Annotated in this window: 17 protein-coding genes; 6 read left to right on the top strand and 11 right to left on the bottom strand. The window is 66.8% G+C overall.

The genetic code is table 11. From position 1 onward, the window contains the following. Positions 1–157 precede the first annotated feature (157 nt). Positions 158–1,894: a hypothetical protein gene (locus tag NUU27_RS16270; RefSeq protein WP_257763193.1), complete on the top strand. Its 1,737-nt coding sequence runs from the start codon at positions 158–160 to the stop codon at positions 1,892–1,894. Positions 1,895–2,162: 268 nt separating this feature from the next. On the opposite strand, the gene NUU27_RS16265 is transcribed toward NUU27_RS16270, so the two are convergent. The 7 genes from NUU27_RS16265 to NUU27_RS16235 all read right to left on the bottom strand — a co-directional run bounded on the left by NUU27_RS16265 (position 2,163) and on the right by NUU27_RS16235 (position 11,031). Further along, the gene (locus tag NUU27_RS16265; RefSeq protein WP_257763192.1) at positions 2,163–3,635 is read right to left on the bottom strand and encodes an aspartate aminotransferase family protein; all 1,473 of its coding nucleotides are present in this window, start codon (positions 3,633–3,635) and stop codon (positions 2,163–2,165) included. A gap of 10 nt (positions 3,636–3,645) precedes the next feature. Beyond that, the gene (locus NUU27_RS16260) at positions 3,646–4,653 is read right to left on the bottom strand and encodes an NAD(P)-dependent oxidoreductase (RefSeq protein ID WP_257763191.1); all 1,008 of its coding nucleotides are present in this window, start codon (positions 4,651–4,653) and stop codon (positions 3,646–3,648) included. Then, entirely contained in the window at positions 4,650–5,087 is a 438-nt protein-coding gene (locus NUU27_RS16255; RefSeq protein ID WP_257763190.1) for an EamA family transporter, read from the bottom strand. Before NUU27_RS16255 ends, NUU27_RS16260 begins: the two co-directional genes overlap by 4 nt. A gap of 111 nt (positions 5,088–5,198) precedes the next feature. Then, entirely contained in the window at positions 5,199–6,560 is a 1,362-nt protein-coding gene (locus NUU27_RS16250) for an FAD-binding oxidoreductase (RefSeq protein WP_257763189.1), read from the bottom strand. A gap of 2 nt (positions 6,561–6,562) precedes the next feature. Beyond that, positions 6,563–7,996, bottom strand: a complete 1,434-nt coding sequence (locus NUU27_RS16245; RefSeq protein WP_257763188.1) for a UbiA family prenyltransferase — start codon at positions 7,994–7,996, stop codon at positions 6,563–6,565. A 205-nt stretch (positions 7,997–8,201) separates the two neighbouring features. Beyond that, complete coding sequence (locus NUU27_RS16240; protein WP_257763187.1) at positions 8,202–8,465, bottom strand: hypothetical protein; 264 nt, start codon at positions 8,463–8,465, stop codon at positions 8,202–8,204. A gap of 115 nt (positions 8,466–8,580) precedes the next feature. After that, the gene (locus tag NUU27_RS16235; RefSeq protein ID WP_257763186.1) at positions 8,581–11,031 is read right to left on the bottom strand and encodes a mechanosensitive ion channel family protein; all 2,451 of its coding nucleotides are present in this window, start codon (positions 11,029–11,031) and stop codon (positions 8,581–8,583) included. Positions 11,032–11,297: 266 nt separating this feature from the next. On the opposite strand from NUU27_RS16235, the gene NUU27_RS16230 reads away from it, so the two are divergent. The 4 genes from NUU27_RS16230 to NUU27_RS16215 are packed head-to-tail and all read left to right on the top strand — an operon-like array spanning position 11,298 to position 16,425. Continuing rightward, on the top strand, positions 11,298–12,557 hold the full coding sequence (locus NUU27_RS16230; RefSeq protein ID WP_257763185.1) for a sarcosine oxidase subunit beta family protein: 1,260 nt from the start codon (positions 11,298–11,300) through the stop codon (positions 12,555–12,557). 16 nt (positions 12,558–12,573) lie between these two features. After that, a complete protein-coding gene (locus tag NUU27_RS16225) occupies positions 12,574–12,852 on the top strand; it encodes a sarcosine oxidase subunit delta (protein ID WP_257763183.1) in 279 nt (92 codons plus the stop codon). Next, the gene (locus NUU27_RS16220; protein ID WP_257763182.1) at positions 12,849–15,842 is read left to right on the top strand and encodes a sarcosine oxidase subunit alpha family protein; all 2,994 of its coding nucleotides are present in this window, start codon (positions 12,849–12,851) and stop codon (positions 15,840–15,842) included. The genes NUU27_RS16225 and NUU27_RS16220 overlap by 4 nt, the downstream gene beginning before the upstream one ends. Continuing rightward, positions 15,835–16,425, top strand: a complete 591-nt coding sequence (locus NUU27_RS16215) for a sarcosine oxidase subunit gamma family protein (RefSeq protein WP_257763181.1) — start codon at positions 15,835–15,837, stop codon at positions 16,423–16,425. The genes NUU27_RS16220 and NUU27_RS16215 overlap by 8 nt, the downstream gene beginning before the upstream one ends. 66 nt (positions 16,426–16,491) lie before the next feature. Here NUU27_RS16215 and NUU27_RS16210 read toward each other — a convergent pair whose 3' ends face one another. Both NUU27_RS16210 and NUU27_RS16205 read right to left on the bottom strand, forming a co-directional pair. Then, the gene (locus NUU27_RS16210; RefSeq protein ID WP_257763180.1) at positions 16,492–17,094 is read right to left on the bottom strand and encodes an EF-hand domain-containing protein; all 603 of its coding nucleotides are present in this window, start codon (positions 17,092–17,094) and stop codon (positions 16,492–16,494) included. Positions 17,095–17,215: 121 nt separating this feature from the next. Further along, the gene (locus NUU27_RS16205; RefSeq protein ID WP_257763179.1) at positions 17,216–17,923 is read right to left on the bottom strand and encodes a nitroreductase; all 708 of its coding nucleotides are present in this window, start codon (positions 17,921–17,923) and stop codon (positions 17,216–17,218) included. A gap of 254 nt (positions 17,924–18,177) precedes the next feature. Here NUU27_RS16205 and NUU27_RS16200 point away from each other — a divergent pair, with 254 nt between their 5' ends. Next, positions 18,178–19,380: a pyridoxal phosphate-dependent aminotransferase gene (locus tag NUU27_RS16200; RefSeq protein ID WP_257763178.1), complete on the top strand. Its 1,203-nt coding sequence runs from the start codon at positions 18,178–18,180 to the stop codon at positions 19,378–19,380. A 53-nt stretch (positions 19,381–19,433) separates the two neighbouring features. Here NUU27_RS16200 and NUU27_RS16195 read toward each other — a convergent pair whose 3' ends face one another. Both NUU27_RS16195 and NUU27_RS16190 read right to left on the bottom strand, forming a co-directional pair. Beyond that, positions 19,434–21,590 carry a 3-hydroxyacyl-CoA dehydrogenase NAD-binding domain-containing protein gene (locus tag NUU27_RS16195; RefSeq protein WP_257763176.1) on the bottom strand — a complete coding sequence of 719 codons (2,157 nt, stop codon included), beginning with the start codon at positions 21,588–21,590 and terminating at the stop codon, positions 19,434–19,436. Further along, a partial coding sequence (locus NUU27_RS16190) for an acetyl-CoA C-acyltransferase (RefSeq protein WP_257763175.1) occupies positions 21,590–22,477 on the bottom strand: 888 nt, incomplete at its 5' end. The genes NUU27_RS16190 and NUU27_RS16195, both read right to left, overlap by 1 nt.

The raw sequence follows: 22,477 nt of genomic DNA, 5'->3' as shown, positions 1-22,477 counted from the left end.
TCCGGCAGGGTCGGCGGCGCGTTGCCTGAATGCGACATCGCCGGAACGGCACGCGTCATCCGGCCGCTCAGGGAGCGCCCGCGGTTAACCTCTTGTGGTTGCCCTTCCTGTAAAATGCTTCGGCAAGACAGGGGCAAGCGTATCTGGGGCGGAAGCGATGACAACGGCAGTGGATCGGTCGACGGAAAACGGCAGCGGCTCCCTGGTGGGCAGCCCGCCGGTGCTGCTTGCGGTCCTCGCCCTGGTGCTTGCCGCCCTTCTCCTCCTGCCGCTCGACGTGCCGATCGGCTCCATGTACTGGGACCTGTTCATCTATTTCGACGCCGCCAACCGGCTGTTCGACGGCCAGACGCCCGCCACCGATTTCTTCGCGCCGGTCGGCCCGCTCGGCTACTATCTGTTCGCCGGGGGACTGAAGCTGTTCCCCGGGGCCCAGCCGCTCCTTCTCGTGCACTGGTCGCTGCTCGCCGTCACGGCGCCGCTCATGGTGCTGGCGCTGTGGGAGGTCGACCGCCGCTCGCGCGCGACGGCGCTCGCAATTCTCCTGCCCTTCCTGGTCTTCGCCGTGCTGCCTTTCAACACGCGCGAGTTTTTCCCCTATCCCGGATCGGACGGGTTCGGCATCTACAACCGCCAGGTCTGCCAGCTTCTCTACGCCCTGGTCGCCGCCCTCGTCTTCCTGCGCAGCCAGCGGCTGCTCTTCCTGGCGGTCGTCGTCGCGATGACCGCGCTGTTCCTGACCAAGATCACCGGCTTCGTCGCCGGCGCGCTTGTGTGCCTGTTCGCCTTCGCCGCCGGCCGCATCGCGCTCGGCACGGCGCTTGCCGCGGCGCTCTCCTTCCTCGCCCTGCTCGGCGGGCTGCAGCTCTGGAACGGTTTCACGCTCGGCTATCTGGGCGACATCCTGGCGCTCGTGGAAATGAACGAGGAGAGCCTGCTGCCCCGGTTCCTGCAGGCCGCCTCGCTCACCTTCGGGATCGTCCTGCCCGCGGGGCTCATGGTCCTGTGTCTTCTTTATGCCGATCGCGCCGGGCTCGGCGCGGATCTTTATCGTCTGCGCCGATCCTTCCGGCCGTTGGCGATCGCCGCCTTCCTCGACCGCGATGCCTTCTGGATCGGAGCCGTGCTCCTCGCCGGCATCTTCTTCGAAACGCAGAACACCGGCAGCCAGGCGCTGATCTTCCTGTGGCCAGCGCTGTTGCCGGCCGTCCTCAATCCCCAGCGCTCGGGCGCGCCGCGAAAGCTCGTCGCCGTCGCAGCCCTGCTTGCCGCCGCCGCCGCCCTGCCGCCGCTCGTCAACACCGTCGAGCGCGCCGCCCGCACCTATGTGGGGGCGCTCAAGAATGTCGCCCTGCCGGGCGACAACCTGAAAACGCTGGGACGCGTCAACATGCGGCCGGAAATCCTGGCGCGGGCGGAAAAGATGCTGGGCTTCTACGCCGGCCACCGCCAGACCTATGCGGATCTCATCCGCATCAAGGAACTGCCGGCCTACATGTTCTATTCCGAGTTCGATTTTCAGGCCGCGCATCTGATGGCCGTCGGCAAGGCCGTCGATGCGATCCGCACGCTGGAGGCCAGGCAGGGCGTCGTATTCGAGACGATCCTCAACCTTAATTTCGTGAACCCCTTCCCCTGGCTCATGGATCGAAAGGCGCCCATGCATGTGGCGATCGGTGCGGACCCGACACGCGCCGTTCCCCCGCCGGGCGCCGATGCGCTGGAGGCGGTGCGGCGAACGGACCTGATCCTTCATCCGACCTGCCCGCTCACCATCGCCAATGCCGACCTCCTGGCGCTCTATGCGCCGGCCATGAAGGCACATGAGCGGATCACGCTCAACGAGTGCTTTGACGCCTATGTCGGCCCGGGCATGGTGGACAGGATCGAATAAGGGTTCAGCCTCGGGCGCCCGCCCCTCATCCGCCTGCCGGCACCTTCTCCCCATGAACGGGGAGAAGGGTGATTTCCGCAACGTTGGTGAAAGCCTCCTTCTCCCCGCAGGCGGGGAGAAGGTGCCGGCAGGCGGATGAGGGGCAAGCTCCACTACAAAGAAAGAAGGCCGGGACAAGCCCGGCCAGTCGTCGCGCGAGAGGCGCTATTCGGTAAAATGATCAAAGCCTTGTAAGGCGACGCTGACTCATCTTGTCAGAAGCTTCGCCTCACTTCACCTGGCTTTTGACGAAATCCTTCACGATGGCCACCACGCCGCGGGCCAGAAGCGCGTCGAGCGCTTCGACGAGCTTGTCGACATGCTGGCGCTCGACGATCAGCGGCGGCAGCAGGCGGACGACGTTGCGATTGTACTCGGTGAAGGCCACCAGCACATCGTGGTCGCGCAGCAGCAGCGCGCCGATGAAGCCCGAGAGAGAGCCCTTCAGCTTGTCGTCCAGCATGCCGACCATGGGACGCAGCACGGCGGGAAGCGTCTGCGAGAAATCCTGGAACTCCAGACCCACCATGCAGCCGCGCCCACGCACCTCCTTGATGATGCGCGGATACTTCTCCTTCAGCGCCTCGAGCCGCTCGACGAGATAGGCGCCAACCGCCTCCGCATTCTCCATCAGCCGCTCGTCGTAGAGCACGTTGATGCCCTCGATGGCCGTGGCGCAGGCCTCGCCGATGCCGCCGAAGGTCGCCATGGCGTGGATCATCGCCGTCTTCGGCGTTCCGTAGGCCTTCATGTAGACCTCGCGCCTGGCGATCATCGCCCCGACCGCCGCCTTGCCGGCGCCGAGCGACTTGGCCAGCGCCGTGATGTCGGGCACCACGTCATAGCGTTCGAAGGCGTAGAAGCGGCCGGTGCGCCCGTAGCCGCACTGCACCTCGTCCGCCACCCAGACGACGCCGTACTCGTCGCAGAGCCGGCGCAGCTTCTGCCAGAATTCGCGCGGCGCCTCGTTGATGCCGCCGCCGCCCTGCACGGTCTCCAGCACGATGGCGCCGATCTCGGGATCGGTGCGGAACGCCGTCTCGATGGCCTCGATGTCGCCGAACGGCACGCGCACCGTGTTGTCGGTCAGGCGAAACTCGGCGCGGTAGAGATTGCCATCCGTGAGCGTCAGGACGCCCTTCGTCTTGCCGTGGAACGAGTTCTGCGCGTAGACGATCTTCGGCCGTTTCGGCCCGGCGGCGCGCTCGGCGAGCTTCACCGCCGCCTCCATCGCCTCCGAGCCCGAGGAGCCGAGAAACACCATGTCGAGATCGCCCGGCGAGCAGGCAGCCAGATTGGCCGCCAGCGCCGTCGCATATTGCGACATGAAGGCAATGGCGATCTCGTGCCGCTTCTCGTCCTGGAACGCCTTGCGCGCCGCGAGGATGCGCGGATGGTTGTGGCCGAAGGCGAGCGAGCCGAAACCGCCGAAGAAGTCGAGGATCCGGCGTCCGTTCTGGTCGATGTAGTACATCCCCTCGGCGCTCTCGATCTTCACTTTGTGGAAGCCGAGCAGCTTCATGAAGTGAAGCTGGCCGGGATTGAGATGCGCCTTGAAGAGTTCCGTCATCCGCTCGATGCCGAGGGCCTTGGCCTCCTCCAGCGTCAGGAGATCGGGTTTGGCAATGGCTTTCGGGGCCGGCGCCGCCGCGTTCGTCACGGGCCTTGCTCCTGTCGTGTCGGTTCTGGTGACAACGGTCATCAAACCCTCCCTACTCGGCCGCGATCTGCTGGGCGCCGAGCGGCTGCCCGGCCTTCTTGGCGCGGTATTCGTCATAAGCGGCGATCAGCATGTCCTCGTCGCGGTATTGCGGGATCCAGCCGAGGTCCCGCTCGCCCTTGCCGACGTCGAGAACGCACATCTCGTCGGCGATCAGATACTGCTCGGGATCCATGATCGGCATGTTGACGAAATCGAGCAGGTCGAGCGTGCGCTTCACCGCCCAGCCGGGCGTCGGCAGCAGGAACGATCTCGACCCGGCATGCCTGACGAGATCGCCGAGCAGCTTGCGCACCGGCGGCGGGTTGAGCGAGCCGAGATTGTAGGCTTCGTTCGGCACCCCCGCCTTCCAGGCAAGGCGCGCCGCCTCCGCGCAGTCGAACACCGAGATGAACTGGTACGGATTCCTGCCCGAGCCGATCATCGGCACCGGCAGGTTCATATCGATCAGCTTGAACAGCTTCTCGAGGATGCCGAGTCGGCCCGGCCCGATGATCAGGCGCGGGCGGAACAGCGAGACATTCATGCCGCGTCCACGCCATTCGGCCGCCAGCACCTCGGTATCGAGCTTCGACTGACCGTACTCGCCGAGCGGGGAGACAGGATGGTCCTCGGTCATCGGATAGGTGACGGTATGACCGTAGATCATGTCGGTGGTGAAGTGGACGAGCCTTGAAGCCCCGGCCTTGCCCATCGCGTCCATGATGTGCGCGGTGCCGTGATAGTTCACCGGATAGAAGAATTCATGCCGCTTGGCCCGCACCTGGATCGGCGACAGCATCTTGGCCGACAGGTTGTAGACCATGTCGTCCGCCTTGATGCCGAGCCCCGTCACGGCGGCCGGATCGGTGACGTCGCAATGGACGAAGGAGGCGCTGCGATAGTGCGGCAGGTCGCTTTTGACGATGTCGGCGACGATCACCTCCTCGCCGTCCGCGATCAGCTTGGGTGCCAGATGACGGCCGACGAAGCCGTCGCCGCCGAAAATGATGTGTCTCATTGGATGATCGACCTCTCGGACTGAAGTTTTTCGTCGGCAAGCGCGGCTTCCCGGTCGGGCGTGTCGGCGCCGCTCTGCGCGATCAGCACCGTTCCGACGCAGATCAGCGCAATGCCGCCGATGCGATAGGCGTTCAGGTCCTCCTTGAAGAGGAAATAGGCGAACACGGCCACCGCCACATAGGCAAGGCTCAGGAACGGATAGGCGAAGGACAGATCGACCTTCGACAACACGTAAAGATGCGATGCCATGGAGATGACGAAGGTGCACAGGCCGGCAAAAATCCACGGGCTGAAGACGATCTGCAGGATCTTCAGGATCGGATTGACGCCGGCGAATGTCAGCGGCCCGAACGTCATCATGCCGTATTTCAGCATGAGCTGCGCGGCCGCGTTGGTCATCACCGTGAAGAGTATGAAGGGAATGTATTTCATCGTGTCCCGCCTGTGCCTGTCGTAACCGTCGCATGCAAACAAAGCGTGAAGCCGCGGCGATAAATTGCATCCATTGCGCGAAATCCTTGCCCGGTTCGCAAAGCCTCTCGACTATTCGGCCGCATGCCGGCCTCCCACGCGCGCCTCAGGCAGGTGCATCGCCGTGCGGCGCCAGAAATCGGAGAGAAAGGCCGGATCGCGCAGCGCCTCCACCTCGCGCCAGCGGGCGAAGGAGGCATCGAAGAGCTCCGCTCCCATGCGCGCGTCCTTGTAGGGGTTGACCGCCCCGCCCGCCTCGACCGTCATCCGGTCGAGGCGCTCGAGCAGCGCGCCGGTGGCCGCGCCCGCGTTGGAGAAATCGAGCGTCAGCGTGTAGCCCGGCCGCGGAAACGACATCAGCCCCGGCGACGGCACCTCGCCGAAGCGCTTGAGAACCGTCAGGAACGAAGCCTGGCCGGCCCTGCGCGCCTCTTCCAGCATCGCCGGGACAACGCTTCGCGCCGCCTCGAAAGGCACCACGCTCTGGTGCTGCAGGAGGCCACGCGGCCCGTAGAGCCGGTTCCAGTGCCGCACCGCGTCGAGCGGAAAGAAATAGCTTTCGTAGGAAGAGCGCCGCAGCCCCTCGGCCCGTCCTTTCTGCCAGGCGAAGGCGCGGTTGAAGAGCGCCAGCGACCAGCGGTTGATCAGGCTGACCGGCGGCCTGAGGGGGACCGCCAGTCGACGCTTGCCGGCCGGCCGGAACGGCGGGCCGCCCACATGATTGGCCGCCGCATGATTGGCGGTCAGCAGAAAGCCGCGCCCCGCCTGCGCTCCATGCGCGAGCTGGTCGATCCAGGCGACGGCGTATTCGTTCTCGGTGTCGGCCTCCTCGGCGAGATCGAAATACTCGCCAAGGCCGCGAAAGCCGCGCACCCGCTCATCGACATCCGCCGATCCGACCTTCATCAGCCGGATCGTCGCCTCGAGGATCAGGCCGGTCAGTCCCATGCCGCCGATGGTGGCGCGGAAAAGGTCTGCGTTCTCCTCGAGACTGCAGCGGCGCGTCGTGCCGTCCGAGCGCAGCAGCGTGAGCGACAGCACATGGCAGCCGAACGTGCCGCGCCGGTGGTGGTTCTTGCCGTGCACGTCGTTGGCGATGGCGCCGCCGAGCGTCACGAACTGCGTGCCCGGCACCACCGCCGGGAACCATCCATGCGGCGCCACCTGCGCGATCAGATCGGACAGCATCAATCCCGTCTGCGCGGTCAGGAGGCCGCTGCCGGCATCGAAGGCGATGATGCGGTTCATCGGCCGCATGTCGATCAGCGCCCCCGCATCGTTGAGGCACGTGTCGCCATAAGAACGCCCGTTGCCGTAGGGCAGCACGGTGAAGGCAAACCCTTTGCCGGCGCGCAGGCCGGCGATCGCCTCCGCCGCCGGCAGCGCCCGCGCCCTCTTCCTTCGCACCAGTCCGAATGCGGAATACAAGGCCATGCCTAGAGCCCCGCATAGAACAGGAGGAAGGCGCCGAACCCGCCGACGAGCTGGCTGCGCCAGTCGCTGATGATGAAGACGATGGGATCGTCATGCATCTCGTTGCGGCGTGCCAGCACCCACATCCGGATCGTGATGTAGAGCACGATCGGGCACAGCGGCCAGATCAGCCAGGGCTGGGCGTAAAGCTCGCGAACGGCGCTGCTCTGAATGTAGAGCGCCAGCACCATGGCCGAGGAGAAGGCCGAAGCCATGCCTGCCTGGGCGATCACCTCCTGGTCTTCCGAGCGGTAGCCGCGTCCGGCGATCCGCTCGCCCACTGGTAGTTCGGTGCCGCGCAGTTCCACATAGCGCTTCACGAAGGCAAGCGACAGGAAGAAGAAGACCGAGAAGGCGAGCAGCCAGAAAGACACGGGGATGCCGGTCGCCGCGCTGCCGGCCAGGATGCGCAGCGTGTAGAGACCGGCAAGCGTCAGAACGTCGACCAGAAGCATCCGCTTGAAGGACAGCGAATAGGCCGTCGTGGCGATCAGGTAGGCGATCAGGACGAGGCCGAACAGCGGCGGCAGGAAAAGGGCCGCCGCCCCGCTCAACGTCAGAAGGGCGAGCATCGCCGCAAAACCGAAGGGGATCGACAGAACGCCGCTCGCAAAGGGGCGCCGGTGCTTGGTCGGGTGCCGGCGGTCGAGACTGAGATCGAAGAAATCGTTCAGGATGTAGATCGCCGAGGCCGCCGCGCTGAAGGAGATGAAGGCGAGCAGCCCCAGCCCGATGATGCGCGCGTCGAGATAGTCGTGATTGAGAATGACGGGCACGAAGATCAGGGCGTTCTTCAGCCACTGATGCGCCCGCAGCATCTTCACATAGGTCTTGAGCGTCGGCTTTTCGCCGGGGTGCAGGGCACCGCCCCGCTCGGCGTGCCAGCGGGCGGCCGCCCGGTCGGGCGCCACCACGACCGCACCGCGCGCCGCCTCGAAGACGGCGATGTCGGCGCGGCTGTTGCCGGCATAGTCGAAGCCGCCGTCGCCGAAGGCTGTGACGAGCGCATCGCGCTTGACGCGCGAGGCCATGTTGCGGCCGGGTTCGGTCGAGATCACCCCGTCGAAGACGCCGAGATGGCTGGCGATCGCCTCGGCGAACTTCTTCGGCGCCGCCGTCGCCAGCACGATGTGCCGGCCCCGGGCCTTGTCTTCGTTCAGCTGCGCCAGAAGCTCCTGCCGATAGGGCAGGCCCGCCGGGTCGATCTCCACCTGCTCGGCAATTCTGCATTTAAGGGCCGCCTTGCCGCCGAGCAGCCAGAAGGGAAGCAGGAACAAGCACAGCGGCTTGCACCGCAGGAGCAGGAACAGGCTCTCCCACAGAAGATCTGTCGCAATGAGCGTTCCGTCGAGATCGACGGCAAGCGGCACCGCATTGCGTTCGGATCGCGCGTCCATGAAAGCCCCCTTTCCACTCCGCCTTTGCCGGCTGGACTACGCGAAATGGACTTCCGAAGTCTGAACTTCCCGGGGACGCCAAGAGACCGGACCCGGAATTCGGGGATCAGGCTTAACAGTTCTCTAATGGAAGACAGAAAAAGCCGCGTTGGCACGCGGCTTTTTCTTTGACGAAGGTCTTTTTTGCTTTGACTTGCCGGGCCGTTTACCGGATGCGCCCGCGCCCGCCCGAAATCTCGATGGTTTCGGTGCCGGTCAGCACCTCGCGGTCGCCATTGGGCATGGTCACGAAGCAGCCGCCGCTGCAGAACTCGACGGTCTCGCCCGGTCCGACGGTCAGCTCGGACTGGCTGCCGCCCTCGGTGACCACGAGCGTGCGCGGCTCGCCGTCGCGGTTCACGGCGCTGGCGGCCATTGCAACACCGCCCGTCACCAGCAGCGCCACGGCTGCGAGAATGAGGTTCTTCATCAGCATCTTCGGTGTCGCCACCGCCCCTGTCTCTGCGGAGCCTCAGCTCCTTTTTCCACTGAGCTTATAGAGATTTCAATGTGAACGGCAACTGAACGCGCTTTCGGCAAGCCATTTATTCCGGGTCGATCTTACGGCGGCGGCGGGCTTTCGCGCCCTCCTCCACGTGAAGCTCGACCGGCTCGGGGCTCGCCCGCACCCCGCCGCGTGCCGGCTTGCTTGTGATGCCGAGTTCGCCCGAGCGCACATGCAGGTCGCGCTGCGGGAAGGGAATCTCGATACCCTCGGCCTCGAAGGCATCGACGATGGCGAAGCGGATGTCGTTCTGCACCGGGAGCTGCGCCGTGATGTCCGACAGGTAGAAACGGATCTCGAAATCGAGGGAGGACTCGCCGAAGCCGGCGAACAGCACGAAGGGTTCCGGGTTCTTGAGGACGGCGGGATGGCTCTTGGCGATGTCGGACAGGATCTCGTGCACCCGGCGCACGTCGGAGCCATAGGCGACGCCGATGGGGATCTCGACGCGCCCCAGCTTGTTCCTCAGCGTCCAGTTGCCGACCGCCCCGTTGATGAGCTCGGAATTGGGCAGGATGACCGTCTGCCGCTGGAACGTCTCGATCTCCGTGGCGCGCACCGAGATCTTGCGCACCGTGCCCGAGACCGCGCCCGCGACGATCCAGTCGCCCGCCTTGAACGGCCGCTCGGCGAGCAGGATCAGGCCGGAGACGAAATTGGAGACGATGTTCTGCAGGCCGAAGCCGATGCCGAGCGACAGGGCGCCGGCCACCAGCGCCAGGTTGGACAGGTTGATGCCCGCCGCCGACACGCCGATCAGCCCGGCGATCACCAGGCCGACATACCCGACCCCGGTGCGGATAGAGTTGCGAACGCCCGAATCCATCCGGCTGCGCGCCATCACCGACCCGTCGAGCCAGGACTGGAACCAGCGCGTGAAGAAATAGCCGACGACGAAGACGAGGATGCCGGTCAGGATGCCGACCATCGAGAAGGACAGCGAACCGATCTCCAGCGGCCCGGCCAGCCGGTAGCTCCAGGCGATCAGGTCGGCCCAGCGGAAGCCCCATTGCAGCAGGATCAGGGGAACGCCGATCAGCACCACCAGAACGTTGATCACCATGCCGACGACCAGTCCGATCTGGTCGAGCGTCGTCTCGTCGAAGGGCGAATAGCGCTCCAGCCGCCGCGCCAGCCATGACTTGGCGAAGGCGCCTTCCTTGGTCACGGCGCCGGCCGTGAGGAAGCCGATATACATGGTGGCGATGATGGCGCCGGTCACCACCACCTGCTGCGACAGGAAGCGGGCGAAGCCGATATAGCCGAGCAGCGCCGCGGCGATGATCGCGCCGCCGATCGCGAACAGCAGATAGCGGAACTTCAGCGGCCAATGCCGGGGGTTTCCCTCGGCGTCGTCGAGCGGCCGCACGCCGCCGATCAGGATGACCAACAGGCCCACCACCACGGTGGCGACCAGGCTGGTCGCCACCGTCAGCGTGAGCTGCGAACCGAACAGCAGGTAGACCTGGTCCATGAAGTAGTCGAAGCCGGTCACCGCCGCCGTCAGCCCTGCCAAAAGCACGAGCCATCGCGCCGCCTGCGAGCGCACCGGCAGCAGACGCCAGTTGGCCATGCGCGGCGACAATACGGCGCGCGCCAGCCGGTAGACGAAGAAGACAAGCACGAGGACCGTGAAGAGCGCCCAAAGGAGGGGCGCGATATCGGCGCGCAGCAGCCTGAAATAATCGAGGAAATAATAGGCGACGGCGAGAAACATGGCGAGGGACGCCGAGGGAATGAGCGTCGAGAACAGCGCCACGGAAAGACGGCTGAGATAGGTCGGCGCCTCCTCGGTGGGATCCGGCTTGATGAAATCGCCGAACAGGCGCCGGCCGCCGACCAGGAGGCAGAGCGCCGAGACCAGGGCCAGGAAGGTGGCGGTCAGCAACGGCTTGAGCCGATATTTCACCGTGAAGGCCAGCCAGGAGGAGACGGTCTTGTAGATCTGCCCCAGTTCGCTGTTGAACTCGCCCAGCACGTCGGTGCTCAGCGCCGCCGTCACGTCGTAGCGCCGCGACAGCGTGCTGGCGAAGAGGTCACGGCGCAGTTGGGCGATCTCCTCGATGATGCCGTTGATGCGCACCGAGAGACGTTCGGCATCGCCGATCAGCACATTGAAGCTCGCCTTCTCGTCGAGCAGACGAGTCCGCTCCGCCGTCACCGCTTCGGGCTCCGGCGGCTCGCCGTCGCCGCGCGCCGCGCCGAGCTGCTCGAGCCGGGTGTTGATCTCCGAGAGCCGCGGGCGGAACGCCAGGCTGGCATCGAAGACCTCACGCGCCAGCCGCTCCAGCTCGACGCGGATTTCCACCAGCTTGGCGTCGTCGCCCGACTGCTCGTCGACCTTCTTCGCCAGGACGTCGGTCGCCCGCGCGACATCGGTGATCGTCGCGCGCTGGGCCGCCAGCAGGCTCGACGGCTCGTGTGTCGCGGCCAGCGCGGCAAAAGCGAATTGCAGCAGGAGGCAGGCGGGCAACAAAATCAGGCGGAGCATGGGCAGAACTGCTGTCAAACGTGTCACGAAGCCGACGGATGATCGGGGATCGATTCAATGCGCCGACATTGCCTGACGCCCGCGCGGGCAGCAAGCATGTTGCGCGTGGGCGAAGCGCTAGTGGTGCGATCCTGACAGATGGGTATCATCTGCTTCGATCAGACCACCAGGTCGGCCCTGTGAAAAGCCATGGCGCTTTATTTGCCTTGGCTCGTCCGCCTGTCCTATAGGTTCGGAATTCCTTCTGGCAAAGAGAATGGCGGCGCATGGCGGAATATTCGGCTCTTTCGCTCTTGAAGAATGCCCTTTCGGGGAACCGCGATTGGAAACCGGCCTGGCGCAAACCCGCCCCGAAGCCGAGCTACGACGTCATCATCGTCGGCGGCGGCGGACACGGGCTCGCCACGGCCTATTACCTCGCCGCCGAACACGGCATCACCAATGTGGCGGTGATCGAGAAGAGCTGGCTCGGCTCCGGCAACATCGGCCGCAACACCACCATCGTCCGCTCCAACTATCTCCTGCCCGACTCCATCCGCTTCTACGACTTTTCCGTAAAACTCTGGGAAAACCTGTCGCATGAGCTGAACTACAACGTCATGTTCTCGCAGCGTGGCGTGCTCAACCTCGCCCACAATCCCGGCCAGGCAGACGCCTACATCCGTCGCGGCAACGCCATGCGCCACGGCGGCGGCGATGCCCTGTGGCTGACCCGCGAGGAGATCGCCCGCAAGGTGCCGGGGCTCGATCTGTCCGGCTCGGCGCGTTTCCCCGTGGTCGGCGGCCTGTTGCAGCAACGCGCCGGCACGGCGCGCCACGACGCCGTTGCCTGGGGCTACGCGCGCGGCGCCGACCGGCGCGGCGTCGACCTGATCGAGAATTGCGAGGTGACGGGCTTCCTGCGCGACGGCGATCGCATCGTCGGCGTCGAGACCAGCCGCGGCGAGATCCGCGCCCGCAAGGTGGGGCTCGCGGTTGCCGGCAGCACCGGGCGCGTCCTCAAGCTCGCCGGCATCGACAGCTTCCCCATCGAAAGCCACGTCCTGCAGGCCTTCGTCTCGGAGGCGCTGAAACCCTTCGTCGACTGCGTCGTCACCTTCGGCGGCGGCCATCTCTACATGTCCCAGTCCGACAAGGGCGGCCTCGTCTTCGGCGGCAGCCTCGACTACTACAATTCCTACGCCCAGCGCGGCAACCTGCCGACGGTCGAGGACGTCATGAGCGAGATCTGCGCCATGTTTCCTTCCGTCGCGCGGCTGAGGCTGCTGCGCTCCTGGGGCGGGGTGATGGACATGTCCATGGACGGTTCGCCGATCATCACCAAGGGGCCGCTGCCGGGCATATATCTGAACTGCGGCTGGTGCTACGGCGGCTTCAAGGCGACGCCGGCCTCCGGCTTCTCCTTCGCCCACACTATCGCCCGCGACGAGCCGCACGCCATCAACGCGCCCTACACGCTGTCGCGCTTCGAGCGCGGCGCCGTCATCGACGAGACGGGCCACGGGCCCACGCCCAAGCTGCATTGAGGGAGCGAGCCGACCGATGTTGATTTCCTGCCCGCATTGCGGCCCGCGCGATCTCGCCGAATTCTCCTATCAGGGCGATGCGACCCGCATTCGGCCCGACCCTGCCTCCACCGATGCCAAGGCCTGGTACGGCTACGTCTATGCCCGTCCCAACCCGGCCGGCCGGCACCGTGAATTCTGGCAGCATGCCGGCGGCTGCCGGGCGCATCTCCTCGTCGTCCGCGACACGCTGACCCACGAGATTTACGAGGTGACCTTCGCCCGTCCGCTGCCCGGCACCGGAGAGACCGCATGAGCCCGCGCCGCGCCGCGACCGGCGGCCTCCTCGACCGCACCCGCACCGTCCGCTTCACCTTCGACGGGCAGACCTATGACGGGCACCCCGGCGACACGCTCGCCTCGGCCCTGCTCGCCAACGGTGTCACGCTCGTCGGCCGCTCCTTCAAATACCACCGCCCGCGTGGCGTTTTCACCGCCGGCATCGACGAGCCGAACGCGCTGGTGACGGTGCTGAAGGAAGGCGTGCGCGAGCCCAACATCCCGGCCACCCGCATCGAGCTCCATGACGGGTTGCGCGCCGAGAGCCAGAACCGCTTCCCCTCGCTCGACTACGATTTCGGTGCGCTCAATCAGCTCGGCGGCAGGCTGATCGGCGCCGGCTTCTATTACAAGACCTTCATGGGCCCGGTGATCGGGCCGCTCAAGGGCACCCGCTTCTGGATGCTCTGCGAGCGGTTCATCCGCCGCGCCGCGGGTCTCGGCCGCGCCGATTACGGCAAGGACCCGTCGCGCTACGAGCGCATGAATGCCTTTTGCGACGTGCTCGTGGTGGGCGGAGGCCTCGCCGGCCTGATGGCGGCGGAAGCGGCGGCGAAGGCGGGCAAGCGCGTCATCCTGGCCGAGCAGGAACCGGCGGTCGGCGGCTTCGCCCGCTGGTCGGGCGAGACGATCGGCGGCAAGCCCGCCAGCGTCTTCGCCGAACAGCTTGCCGAGCGGCTCGCCGGGCTCGACACCGTCCGCCTCCTCTCCCGCACCACGGTCTGGGGCTATTACGACGGCAACACGCTGGCCGCCACCGAGCGCGTTTGCGACCACCTCGCCAAGGCACCCAAGGGCAACCCCCGTCAGCGCCACTGGACGATCCGCGCCGGCAAGGTGGTGCTCGCCGCCGGCGCCCTCGAACGCCCCATCGTCTTTCCCGGCAACGACCGGCCCGGCGTGATGCTGGCCGGCGCCGTCCGCCGCTACGCCACCGAGCACGCGGTGCTGCCCGGCGACAGGACCGTCCTGTTCACCAACAACGACAGCGCCTACGAGGCGGCCGTCGCAATCCGCCGCGCCGGCGGTCACGTCACGGCGATCGTCGATGTGCGTCCGTCGATCTCGGAGGCCGCCGCCGCGCTCGCCTCGGAGGCTGGCGTCGTGCCGCTGACCGGCCAAGCCGTCGTCGGCACCAGCGGCGGCAAACGGCTTGCCGGCGTCACCGTGCAGCGGTTCGACGCGGCCACCGGCGCCCTCTCCGGCGACGCACGTCCCATCGAGTGCGACAGCCTCGCTGTCTCCAGCGGCTGGCAGCCCGTCATCCACCTGGCATCGCAGGCTGGCGGCAAGGCTCACTGGGACGAGGCGCTGCAGGCCTTCCTGCCGCCGCAGCCCGGCCGGAGCTGGACCGGTGCCGGCGCCTTCATGGGGCGGATGACGACGGCTGAAGCCCTGGCGAGCGGGCGCGACGCCGGTCTCGACGCTGCCGGCAAGAAGCCGTCGCGCGCCAAGCTGCCGGAGGTCGCCCCGCAGCCGCTCGACATCGCTCCCGCCCCCGTCTTCGAGATCAAGGCGAAGGGAAAGGCCTTCGTCGATCTGCAGCACGACGTGACGGCGGACGACGTGCGGCTCGCCCATCGCGAAGGCTTCGTCAGCGTCGAGCATCTGAAGCGCTACACGACGCTCGGCATGGCGACCGACCAGGGCAAGAGCTCCAATGTTCCGGGCCTCGCCATCATGGCCGAGGCGCGCGGCATCGCCATTCCCGAAGCCGGCACGACGCGCTTCCGCCCACCCTTCTCACCGGTCGCGATCGGATCTATCGCCGCCGAGCGCTACGGCGATCTGCGGCCCGACCGGTTGACGCCGATGCATGACTGGCACGTCGAGAACGGCGCCGCGATGACGCCGGCGGGCCTCTGGCACCGTCCGCTCGTCTACGCGGCGCCGGGCGAGACCGTCGAGCAGGCCTATATCCGCGAGGCGGCGGCCGTGCGCCGCTCGGTCGGCATCGTCGACGTCTCGACGCTCGGCAAGATCGCCGTCAAGGGACCGGACGCGGCCGAATTCCTCGACCGCGTCTACACCAACACCTTCTCGACGCTGCCCGTCGGCAAGGCGCGCTACGGGTTGATGCTGCGCGAGGACGGCATCGCCTTCGACGACGGCACCACGTGGCGGCTCGGCGAGAACGACTTCCTGATGACCACGACCACCGCCAATGCCGGCCCGGTCATGCAGCATCTGGAATATTTCCTCGATGTGATCTGGCCGGACCTTCGCGTGCACCTCACCTCGGTCACCGATGCGTGGGCCGGCGCGGCGATCGCCGGACCGAACGCCCGCAAGGTGCTCGAAAAATGCGTCGCCGGCACGGCGGTCGACAACGAGGCCCTGCCCTTCATGGGCATCGTCGAGGGCGCGATCGGCGGCGCGCCAGTGATGATCTGCCGCCTGTCCTTTTCCGGCGAGCTCGCCTACGAGGTCTATAGCGGCGCCGGCCACGGCCTGCATGTCTGGGAAGCGCTGATGGAGGCCGGCGAGGAATTCGCCATCACGCCCTACGGCATGGAGGCGCTCGGTGCGCTGCGCATCGAGAAGGGCCATGTCACCGGCGCCGAGATCGACGGGCGCACCACGGCGCGCGATCTCTATCTCGACTGGATGCTGTCGAAGAAAAAGCCCTTCGTCGGCTCGGCGCTGATGGACCGTCCCGCCCTGATCGACCAGAACCGCATCCGCCTCGTCGGCGTCGTCTCCCTCGACGGGCGACCGCTCGGCGGCGGTGCGCACATCGTCGAGAAGGGCAGCCTGGACGATCTCGGCCAGAGCATCGGCCACATCACCGCCTTCTGCTATTCGCCGGAACTGTCGAAATACATCGGACTGGCGCTCGTCAGGGGCGGCAAGGCAAGGCACGGCACCCGCGCCTTCGTCTCCGATCCCTTGCGCAAGCGCTTCGGACCGGTGGAGATCGTCAGCCACCATTTCTTCGATCCGGAAGGGAGGCGCATGCATGGTTGAGCGCGCGACACCGCTCGGCACCGATTTCCGCCCCGGCTCCTACGGCGATATCGCAGGCGGCGTGGGGGTCACCCTGTCGGCGCCGCCTACGGGCACGATCGTCGAGGCAACGGCGTGGCCGGGCCGGGACAAGGCTTTGGCGACGGCGCTGGGCAAGGCGGCAGGGCTGACGCTTCAGCCCGCCCCCGGCAGCGGCGCCTTCAAGGAGGGCAAGGCGGCGGCCTTCGTCATCGGGCCGGGACGATTTCTGGTGAGCGGCAAGGACGAGGCGCTGTCCGGCCGCCTGACGCAGGCGGTCGACCCGCAGACCGGCACGGCCACCGACCTGTCGCACGGCCGCACCGCCCTGCGCATCGAAGGGCCGGCGGCCGAATGGGTTCTCGCCAAGCTCTTCGCGCTCGACTTCAGCCAGGCCGCCTTCCCCGTCTCTGCGGGGCGCGCCACGGCGCATCACGATGTCTTCGCACAGATCCAGCGCACCGGTGAAAGCCGCTTCGACCTCTACGTCTTCCGCTCCCTGGCGCGCGCCTTCTCGGGCGTCCTGCGCCACGCCGCCGAAGAGGCCGGCTATACAATAAGATAGGCCCGGCGCGGCGACACCGGGCCTATCGTCGATCCGCCGAAACTCGAGGCGGACCGTGCTCCCGCCCTATTCGTCGTCCGTATCGGGCGCCGCGTCGGGCGCGGGGGCAGCGTCGCGATCCATGCGGCCCCACTGGCCGCCCCATTGGCCACCCCAGTGACCACCCTTGTGATGCATCTCGCGGCGCATGCCGTGGCCGTCGCGGCCGCCGGCCATCTGGCGGAAGCCGCGCCGCATCTCGCGCGGCTCGAGCTTGCCGTCGTCGTTGGCGTCCATCAAGGCGAAGCGCTTCTGGTGCTGGCTCTCGATCTCGGCAAGCGTCACGGTGCCGTCGCCATCGACGTCGAGGCGCCGGGCGGCGCGGCGCGCCTTGCGCTCGACCTCGCGCTTCATGACGAAATCCTGCAGTTCCGCGTCGGAGAGCGTGCCGTCGCCATCGGCATCGGCCGCCTTGAGGCGATCAAGATGACGGCTGGAGAATTCCTCGAGCGAAATCGTGCCGTCGCCGTCCGTGTCGATGCGGGCCATGCCGCGCATCATCGGACCGCCCTGCATGCCCTGGCCGGCGCCGGGCGGCGGCGCACCGTTGCCCGGCTTCTCCTGGGCGACAGCGGCCGATCCGGCAACAAGGCTCGCCGCCAGTGCCGTTAAGAGAATCTTGCGTTTCATGTAGGTCTCCTCGTAGGGGAGCCGCTCGGAGCAGCGGCAGGGAACGAGGAGACCTTGGCAGGCCTCACATTACGGCGACCTTGCCGGCGCATTACAAATTCGTAAGACGCCGGGCGGGCTCTCAGCGCACGAAGGAGACGAATTCCTCGAGCGGCGCACGCTCGCTGCGCAACTGGTTTTCCGGCTTCGATTCGTCCTCATAGCCGAGCGCCATGCCGCAAACGACCACCTCTTCGTCCGGGATGCCGAGAATCGGCCGGATTTCGCGGTGATAGGGCGCGAAGGCCGCCTGCGGGCAGGTGTGCAGGTCGCGCGCCCGCGCCGCCACCATCACCGACTGCACGAACATGCCGAGATCGACCCACGATCCGGTGTTCAGTCGGCGGTCGATGGTGAAGATCAGGCCGACCGGCGCATCGAAAAAGGTGAAGTTGCGATCGTGCTGGGCGCGCATACGCTCCACCTCGCGCCGACCGATGCCGAGAAGATTGTAAAGGGCAAAGCCCACCGCGCGCCGGCGCGAAAGATAAGGCTCGAAGAATTTGTCCGGATAGTATTTGTACTCGTCCCACTCGATCTTCTCGGGACGCACGCCGCTCGACAGGATCGCGTTCGACAACTCCTCCTTCTTGTCGCCCGTCACCACATAGACCTTCCAGGGCTGCATGTTGGTGCCGGAGGGGGCCCGTGCCGCCACCCTCAATATGTCGCAGATCGTCTGCTCCTCGACGGGAGTGGGCAGAAACGCGCGCACGGAACGGCGCGAGGTGATCGCCTCGTCGACCGCCTCTTCCATCGTCATTTCATACTTTCCATCAGGGGCGAGCATGCTGCCATCCTTTTCGAAAGCCCTTCGCGGCGTGCCTTATTGCCCCGGCGCCAATGTTGCAAGCGGCTATAGCATTTTGCAGTCCAGTGGAACCACCTGACATCCGCATAAATGCGGGAAAACAAAAAGATGGAGCGCCGTCCGTATATCGCGCTGTTCTGATAACGGCCCGTTTGCTAAAAGGCTAGCCGACCGGCCGGCTTGCTCGCCCGCCATCCAGATTTTCAAGCCAGATACGCCAGAAAGTGTCCGCCATGCCCCTGCCTTCCGCCCGCATCTCCGGAATCGTGCCGTCCGGCAAGAACGGCTGGGAGGTGCATTTCGCGGCCCTGGCCCGCAAGCAGGCGGGTGAGGACATCATCATGCTGTCGGTCGGCGACCACGATTTCGATACGCCCGAGGGAACGGTCGAGGCCTGTGTCGAAGCTGTCCGCGGCGGCTTTCATCATTACACGCAACTGCCCGGCCTGCCGCGCCTGCGCGAGGGTCTGGCGCGCCTGTCCAGCGAATGCACGGGCGTTTCCACCACCGCCGACGAGATCCTCGTCACCATCGGCGGCCAGGGCGCGCTCTACGCCGCCTTCCAGGCCGTGCTCGACCCTGGGGCCCATGCGGTGATCGTTTCGCCCTACTATGCCACCTATCCCGGCACGGTGCGCGCCGCCGGCGGACGCTTCACCGAAATCGAAACCCACGCAGAGAACGGTTTCGAGCCGAAGCTCGACGAGATCGAGGCGGCGCTCGAAGCGGACACGCGCGCCATCCTCATCAATTCCCCGAACAACCCGACCGGTGCCGTCTATTCCCGCGCCACCATCGAGCGGATCGCCGAGATCTGCCGCGAGCGCGATCTCTGGCTGCTGTCCGACGAGGTCTACTGGACGATTCGCGCCGAGGCCGAGCACATCTCACCACGCGCGCTTGCCGGCATGAAGGAACGCACCCTGGTCATCAACTCCCTGTCGAAGAGCCACGGCATGACCGGCTGGCGCATCGGCTGGCTGACGGGACCGGCCGACATGATCGCCGTGATGACCAACCTCAACCTGGTCGCCACCTACGGCCTGCCGGACTTCATTTCGCGCGCCGCCATCGCCGCCGTCGAAAACGGCTACGGCGTGGCGGAGATCGCCGAGCGCTACGGCAAGCGCCGCAGCGCCTTCCTCGATGCCATCCGCGGCATGAACGGCGTCACGGTGCGCGGCTCGCAGGGCGGCATGTACGTCATGCTCGACATTCGCGCCGTCGAGGCGGACAGCGAGAAATTCGCCTGGGACCTGCTCGCAGCCGAGAACGTCGCCGTCATGCCGGGCGCCAGCTTCGGTGCGGCTGCGAATGGCCATATCCGCATTTCCATGTGCCAGGACGAGGCGCTGCTCGGCGAGGCGGCGCGGCGCCTGCGGCGCTTCGTCGGAGAGCGGCTCGGCGCCGGCCTGACCGGCAGTGCCGCCGGCTGAGGCCCGCGCCGTCCTCCACAGCGGCGCCGGGCAGCGCCCGGGCCGAGGACCGTTCAGAAGGGTGAAGGCTCGCCCAGCCGCCCCGCCGTCTTGCCGATCTTGATCCAGCCCGGATCCGGCGCAAAACGGTCGCCATACCTTTCCTGCAGGCGTTCAAGCTCGGTGATGATCGCCGCCAGCCCGCGCTCGCGGGCATAATGCAGGGGCCCGCCGCGGAACGGGGCGAAGCCGGTGCCGAAGACGACGGCCGCGTCCAGCGTTTCCTCGTCCGCCACCACCCCTTCACGCAGGCAGGCGACACAGGCGTTGAGCATCGGCAGGATCAGCCGGTCGGCCACCGCCGGATGCGGCTTCAGGGCAGTCCCCTTCCTTATCGGCTTGCCGTCCTTGCCGTAGCGGTAGAGCCCCCGGCCCGCCTTGCGGCCGGTCTCGCCGTCGGCGACCTTCTTGTCCAGCCATTCCGGGATATCCGGCAGCACGGCCGGCAGGCTCGACTTGAGCATCCGCGCGACCTCCAGACAGATGTCGAGGCCGACCCGGTCGGCCAGTTCGACCGGCCCCATCGGCATGCCGAATTCCACCGCGGCCTGGTCGATCGTCTCCTTGTCCATCCCCTGCTCGTTCATGAGCAGGGCCTCCATCATGTATGGCGTCAGGATGCGGTTGACGAGAAAGCCGGGAGCGCTCTTCACTGGCGCCGGCAGGCGGCCGATCGCCCCGCAGAAGGCGCGGGCGCGTTCCACGGTCGCCCTGGCCGCCTTGTCGTGGGCCACCACCTCGACCAGCTCCATCTGGGTTACCGGATTGAAGAAATGCAGACCGACGAAGCGGTTCGGCCGCGCCAGCCCCTCGCGCAGTTCCTCGAGCGGAATGCTGGAGGTGTTGGTGGCAAGAAGCGCGGTCGCCTTCATGCGCGGCTCGAGCGCTTCATAGACGCTCTTCTTGACCGCCGCCTTCTCCGCCACGGCCTCGATGACCAGATCCGCCTGCACCACGCCGTCGCCGGAGAAATCCGGCACCAGCCGGTCGAATGCGTCGCGGCGATCGAGCCCCGTGTGGAGCTTCTTGCCGAAGAATGCCGAAGCCCGGCCGAACGCTGCGGCCACCGCCTTCCCGTCAAGATCGGTCAAGGTGACCTTGAGACCGCGCGCCGCGCACCAGGCCGCGATGTCGCCGCCCATTACGCCGGCGCCGACGACATGCACATGGGCAATGCCGCTGTCGCCCTTGCCCTGCGCCTTCAGCCCCTCGCGCAGGAAGAACAGCCGGATGAGGTTCTGCGCCGTCTCGCCGGTCAAAAGCTCAGCAAAGGACTCGATCTCCGCGCGCTGCATCGCCTTGGCATCGCCGCCATGCTGCCTCCACAGGTCGATCAGCCGGTAGGGTGCCGGATAGTGCTTCTCCGGCGCCCGCCGCGCCACCTCGGCGCGCATCCGCCGGGCGGCAATGCTGCGCATGCCGGGCAGGCCGATGAGATCCGTTCGCTTGCGCCGCGTGCCTTCTCCGCCCTTCGCCACGGCCATGGCGATGGCGTTCTCCAGGTGACGCTCCTCGACCAGCGCATCGACGAGGCCGAGCGCCAGCGCCTTCTTCGCATGCACGGCGCGTCCGCTCAGCATCATTTCCATCGCCGCCTGCGAGCCGATCAGTTCGGGCAGGCGAAACGTGCCGCCGAGCCCCGGATGCAGGCCCAGCAGGACCTCGGGAAAGCCGAACGACGCGCCCGTCACGGCAATGCGCCTCGTGCAGGCCAGCGCCAGCTCAAGCCCGCCTCCAAGGCAGTGGCCGTGGATCACCGCCAGCGTCGGCATCGGCAGAGCCGCCAGGCGGTCGACGATTTCATGCGCCCGCCTCATGCGCTTGCCGACCTCGGCGGTCTCGGGGACGCCCCCGGAATCGCCCCTGGAATCGCGCCTGAAATCGCGAATGTCGGCGCCGGCGATGAAACCGCCCTGCTTGGCGGAGCGGATGAGAAGCGCGCTCGGCTTGGTGTCCTCGATCTTGCCGAGACAGACATCGAGCTCGGCCATCACCGTTTCCGAAAGCGTGTTGGCGCTTTCGCCTTCGCGGTCGAGGAGGAGCCAGGCGACGTCGTTGCGATCGCGGGTCAGCCGCCAGTGGGTGGTCTTCAGCACCGGTTTGGTCCGGGGGCCGCGTTCCAGCGCCCGCGGCGCGAGCAGGTCTTTCACGGATTTTCTTCCTGCCGCCATCACACCGCCTCCAGAAGCATCGCGCCGCCCAGTCCGCCGCCGATGCATTCGGTAGCGATGCCCCGCTTCAAGCCGCGCTGGCGCATGGCGTTGACGAGGTGAAGCACGATTCTGTTGCCGCTGGTGCCGACCGGATGGCCGAGGCTGATCGCTCCGCCGTCCACGTTCAGCCGGTTGCGCTCGATGCGCCCGAAGGCGCCGTCGAGACCGAGCGCCTCGCGGCAATATTCCTCATCCTCCCAGGCGGCCAGGCAAGCCAGAACCTGCGCCGCGAAGGCCTCGTTCAGCTCCCACAGATCGATATCGGCCCGCGCCAGGTTCTGCCGCCGCATCAGCGCGGTCGCGCACAGCGTCGGTCCGAGCCCCATGATCGACGGGTCCAGCGCCGACCATTCGCTGTCGACGAGGCGGGCAAGCGGGGTCAGCTTGTGCTTGCGCACCGCCGCCGCCGAAGCCAGGATCACCCACGAGGCTCCGTCGGTGATCTGCGAGGAATTGCCCGCGGTGACGCGCCCATGGGGCCGCTCGAAGGCCGGCTTCAGCTTGGCCAGCCTCTCCATGGAACTGTCCGGCCGCACCCCGTCGTCATGCTCGTAGACCGTGCCGTCCCGGTCGACCGCGGGAATCACCTCGCCCTTCAGCGCGCCACTTCTCTGCGCCTTGGCGAGCCGCTGGTGGCTTTCCAGCGCATAGGCGTCGGCGGCGGGGCGCGTGATGCCGAAGAGATGGCCGATCTTCTCGGCCGTCTGTCCCATGTTGAGTTCGGTGATCGGATCCGTCAGGCCGCGCTCGAGGCCGATCACCGGTTTCGCCATCCGCGGGCGGAAGCTTGCCAGCGCCCGCATCCGCTCCGCGGCGCTGCGCGCCAGTGCGAAGCGGCCGAACCA

Origin of the sequence: Nitratireductor sp. ZSWI3, assembly GCF_024655565.1 — a bacterium.
In the GTDB taxonomy this organism is placed as follows: Bacteria; Pseudomonadota; Alphaproteobacteria; order Rhizobiales; family Rhizobiaceae; genus Nitratireductor.
The sequence above is the reverse complement of the archived record's forward strand: the minus strand, read 5'-3'. Positions and strand labels throughout refer to the sequence as shown.

Bases quoted from the DNA above. Each gene is read 5' to 3' on its own strand.
- NUU27_RS16270 (WP_257763193.1), top strand. From the start codon at position 158: ATGACAACGGCAGTGGATCGGTCGACGGAAAACGGCAGCGGCTCCCTG.
- NUU27_RS16265 (WP_257763192.1), bottom strand. From the start codon at position 3,635: ATGACCGTTGTCACCAGAACCGACACGACAGGAGCAAGGCCCGTGACG.
- NUU27_RS16260 (WP_257763191.1), bottom strand. From the start codon at position 4,653: ATGAGACACATCATTTTCGGCGGCGACGGCTTCGTCGGCCGTCATCTG.
- NUU27_RS16255 (WP_257763190.1), bottom strand. From the start codon at position 5,087: ATGAAATACATTCCCTTCATACTCTTCACGGTGATGACCAACGCGGCC.
- NUU27_RS16250 (WP_257763189.1), bottom strand. From the start codon at position 6,560: ATGGCCTTGTATTCCGCATTCGGACTGGTGCGAAGGAAGAGGGCGCGG.
- NUU27_RS16245 (WP_257763188.1), bottom strand. From the start codon at position 7,996: ATGGACGCGCGATCCGAACGCAATGCGGTGCCGCTTGCCGTCGATCTC.
- NUU27_RS16240 (WP_257763187.1), bottom strand. From the start codon at position 8,465: ATGAAGAACCTCATTCTCGCAGCCGTGGCGCTGCTGGTGACGGGCGGT.
- NUU27_RS16235 (WP_257763186.1), bottom strand. From the start codon at position 11,031: ATGCTCCGCCTGATTTTGTTGCCCGCCTGCCTCCTGCTGCAATTCGCT.
- NUU27_RS16230 (WP_257763185.1), top strand. From the start codon at position 11,298: ATGGCGGAATATTCGGCTCTTTCGCTCTTGAAGAATGCCCTTTCGGGG.
- NUU27_RS16225 (WP_257763183.1), top strand. From the start codon at position 12,574: ATGTTGATTTCCTGCCCGCATTGCGGCCCGCGCGATCTCGCCGAATTC.
- NUU27_RS16220 (WP_257763182.1), top strand. From the start codon at position 12,849: ATGAGCCCGCGCCGCGCCGCGACCGGCGGCCTCCTCGACCGCACCCGC.
- NUU27_RS16215 (WP_257763181.1), top strand. From the start codon at position 15,835: ATGGTTGAGCGCGCGACACCGCTCGGCACCGATTTCCGCCCCGGCTCC.
- NUU27_RS16210 (WP_257763180.1), bottom strand. From the start codon at position 17,094: ATGAAACGCAAGATTCTCTTAACGGCACTGGCGGCGAGCCTTGTTGCC.
- NUU27_RS16205 (WP_257763179.1), bottom strand. From the start codon at position 17,923: ATGCTCGCCCCTGATGGAAAGTATGAAATGACGATGGAAGAGGCGGTC.
- NUU27_RS16200 (WP_257763178.1), top strand. From the start codon at position 18,178: ATGCCCCTGCCTTCCGCCCGCATCTCCGGAATCGTGCCGTCCGGCAAG.
- NUU27_RS16195 (WP_257763176.1), bottom strand. From the start codon at position 21,590: ATGGCGGCAGGAAGAAAATCCGTGAAAGACCTGCTCGCGCCGCGGGCG.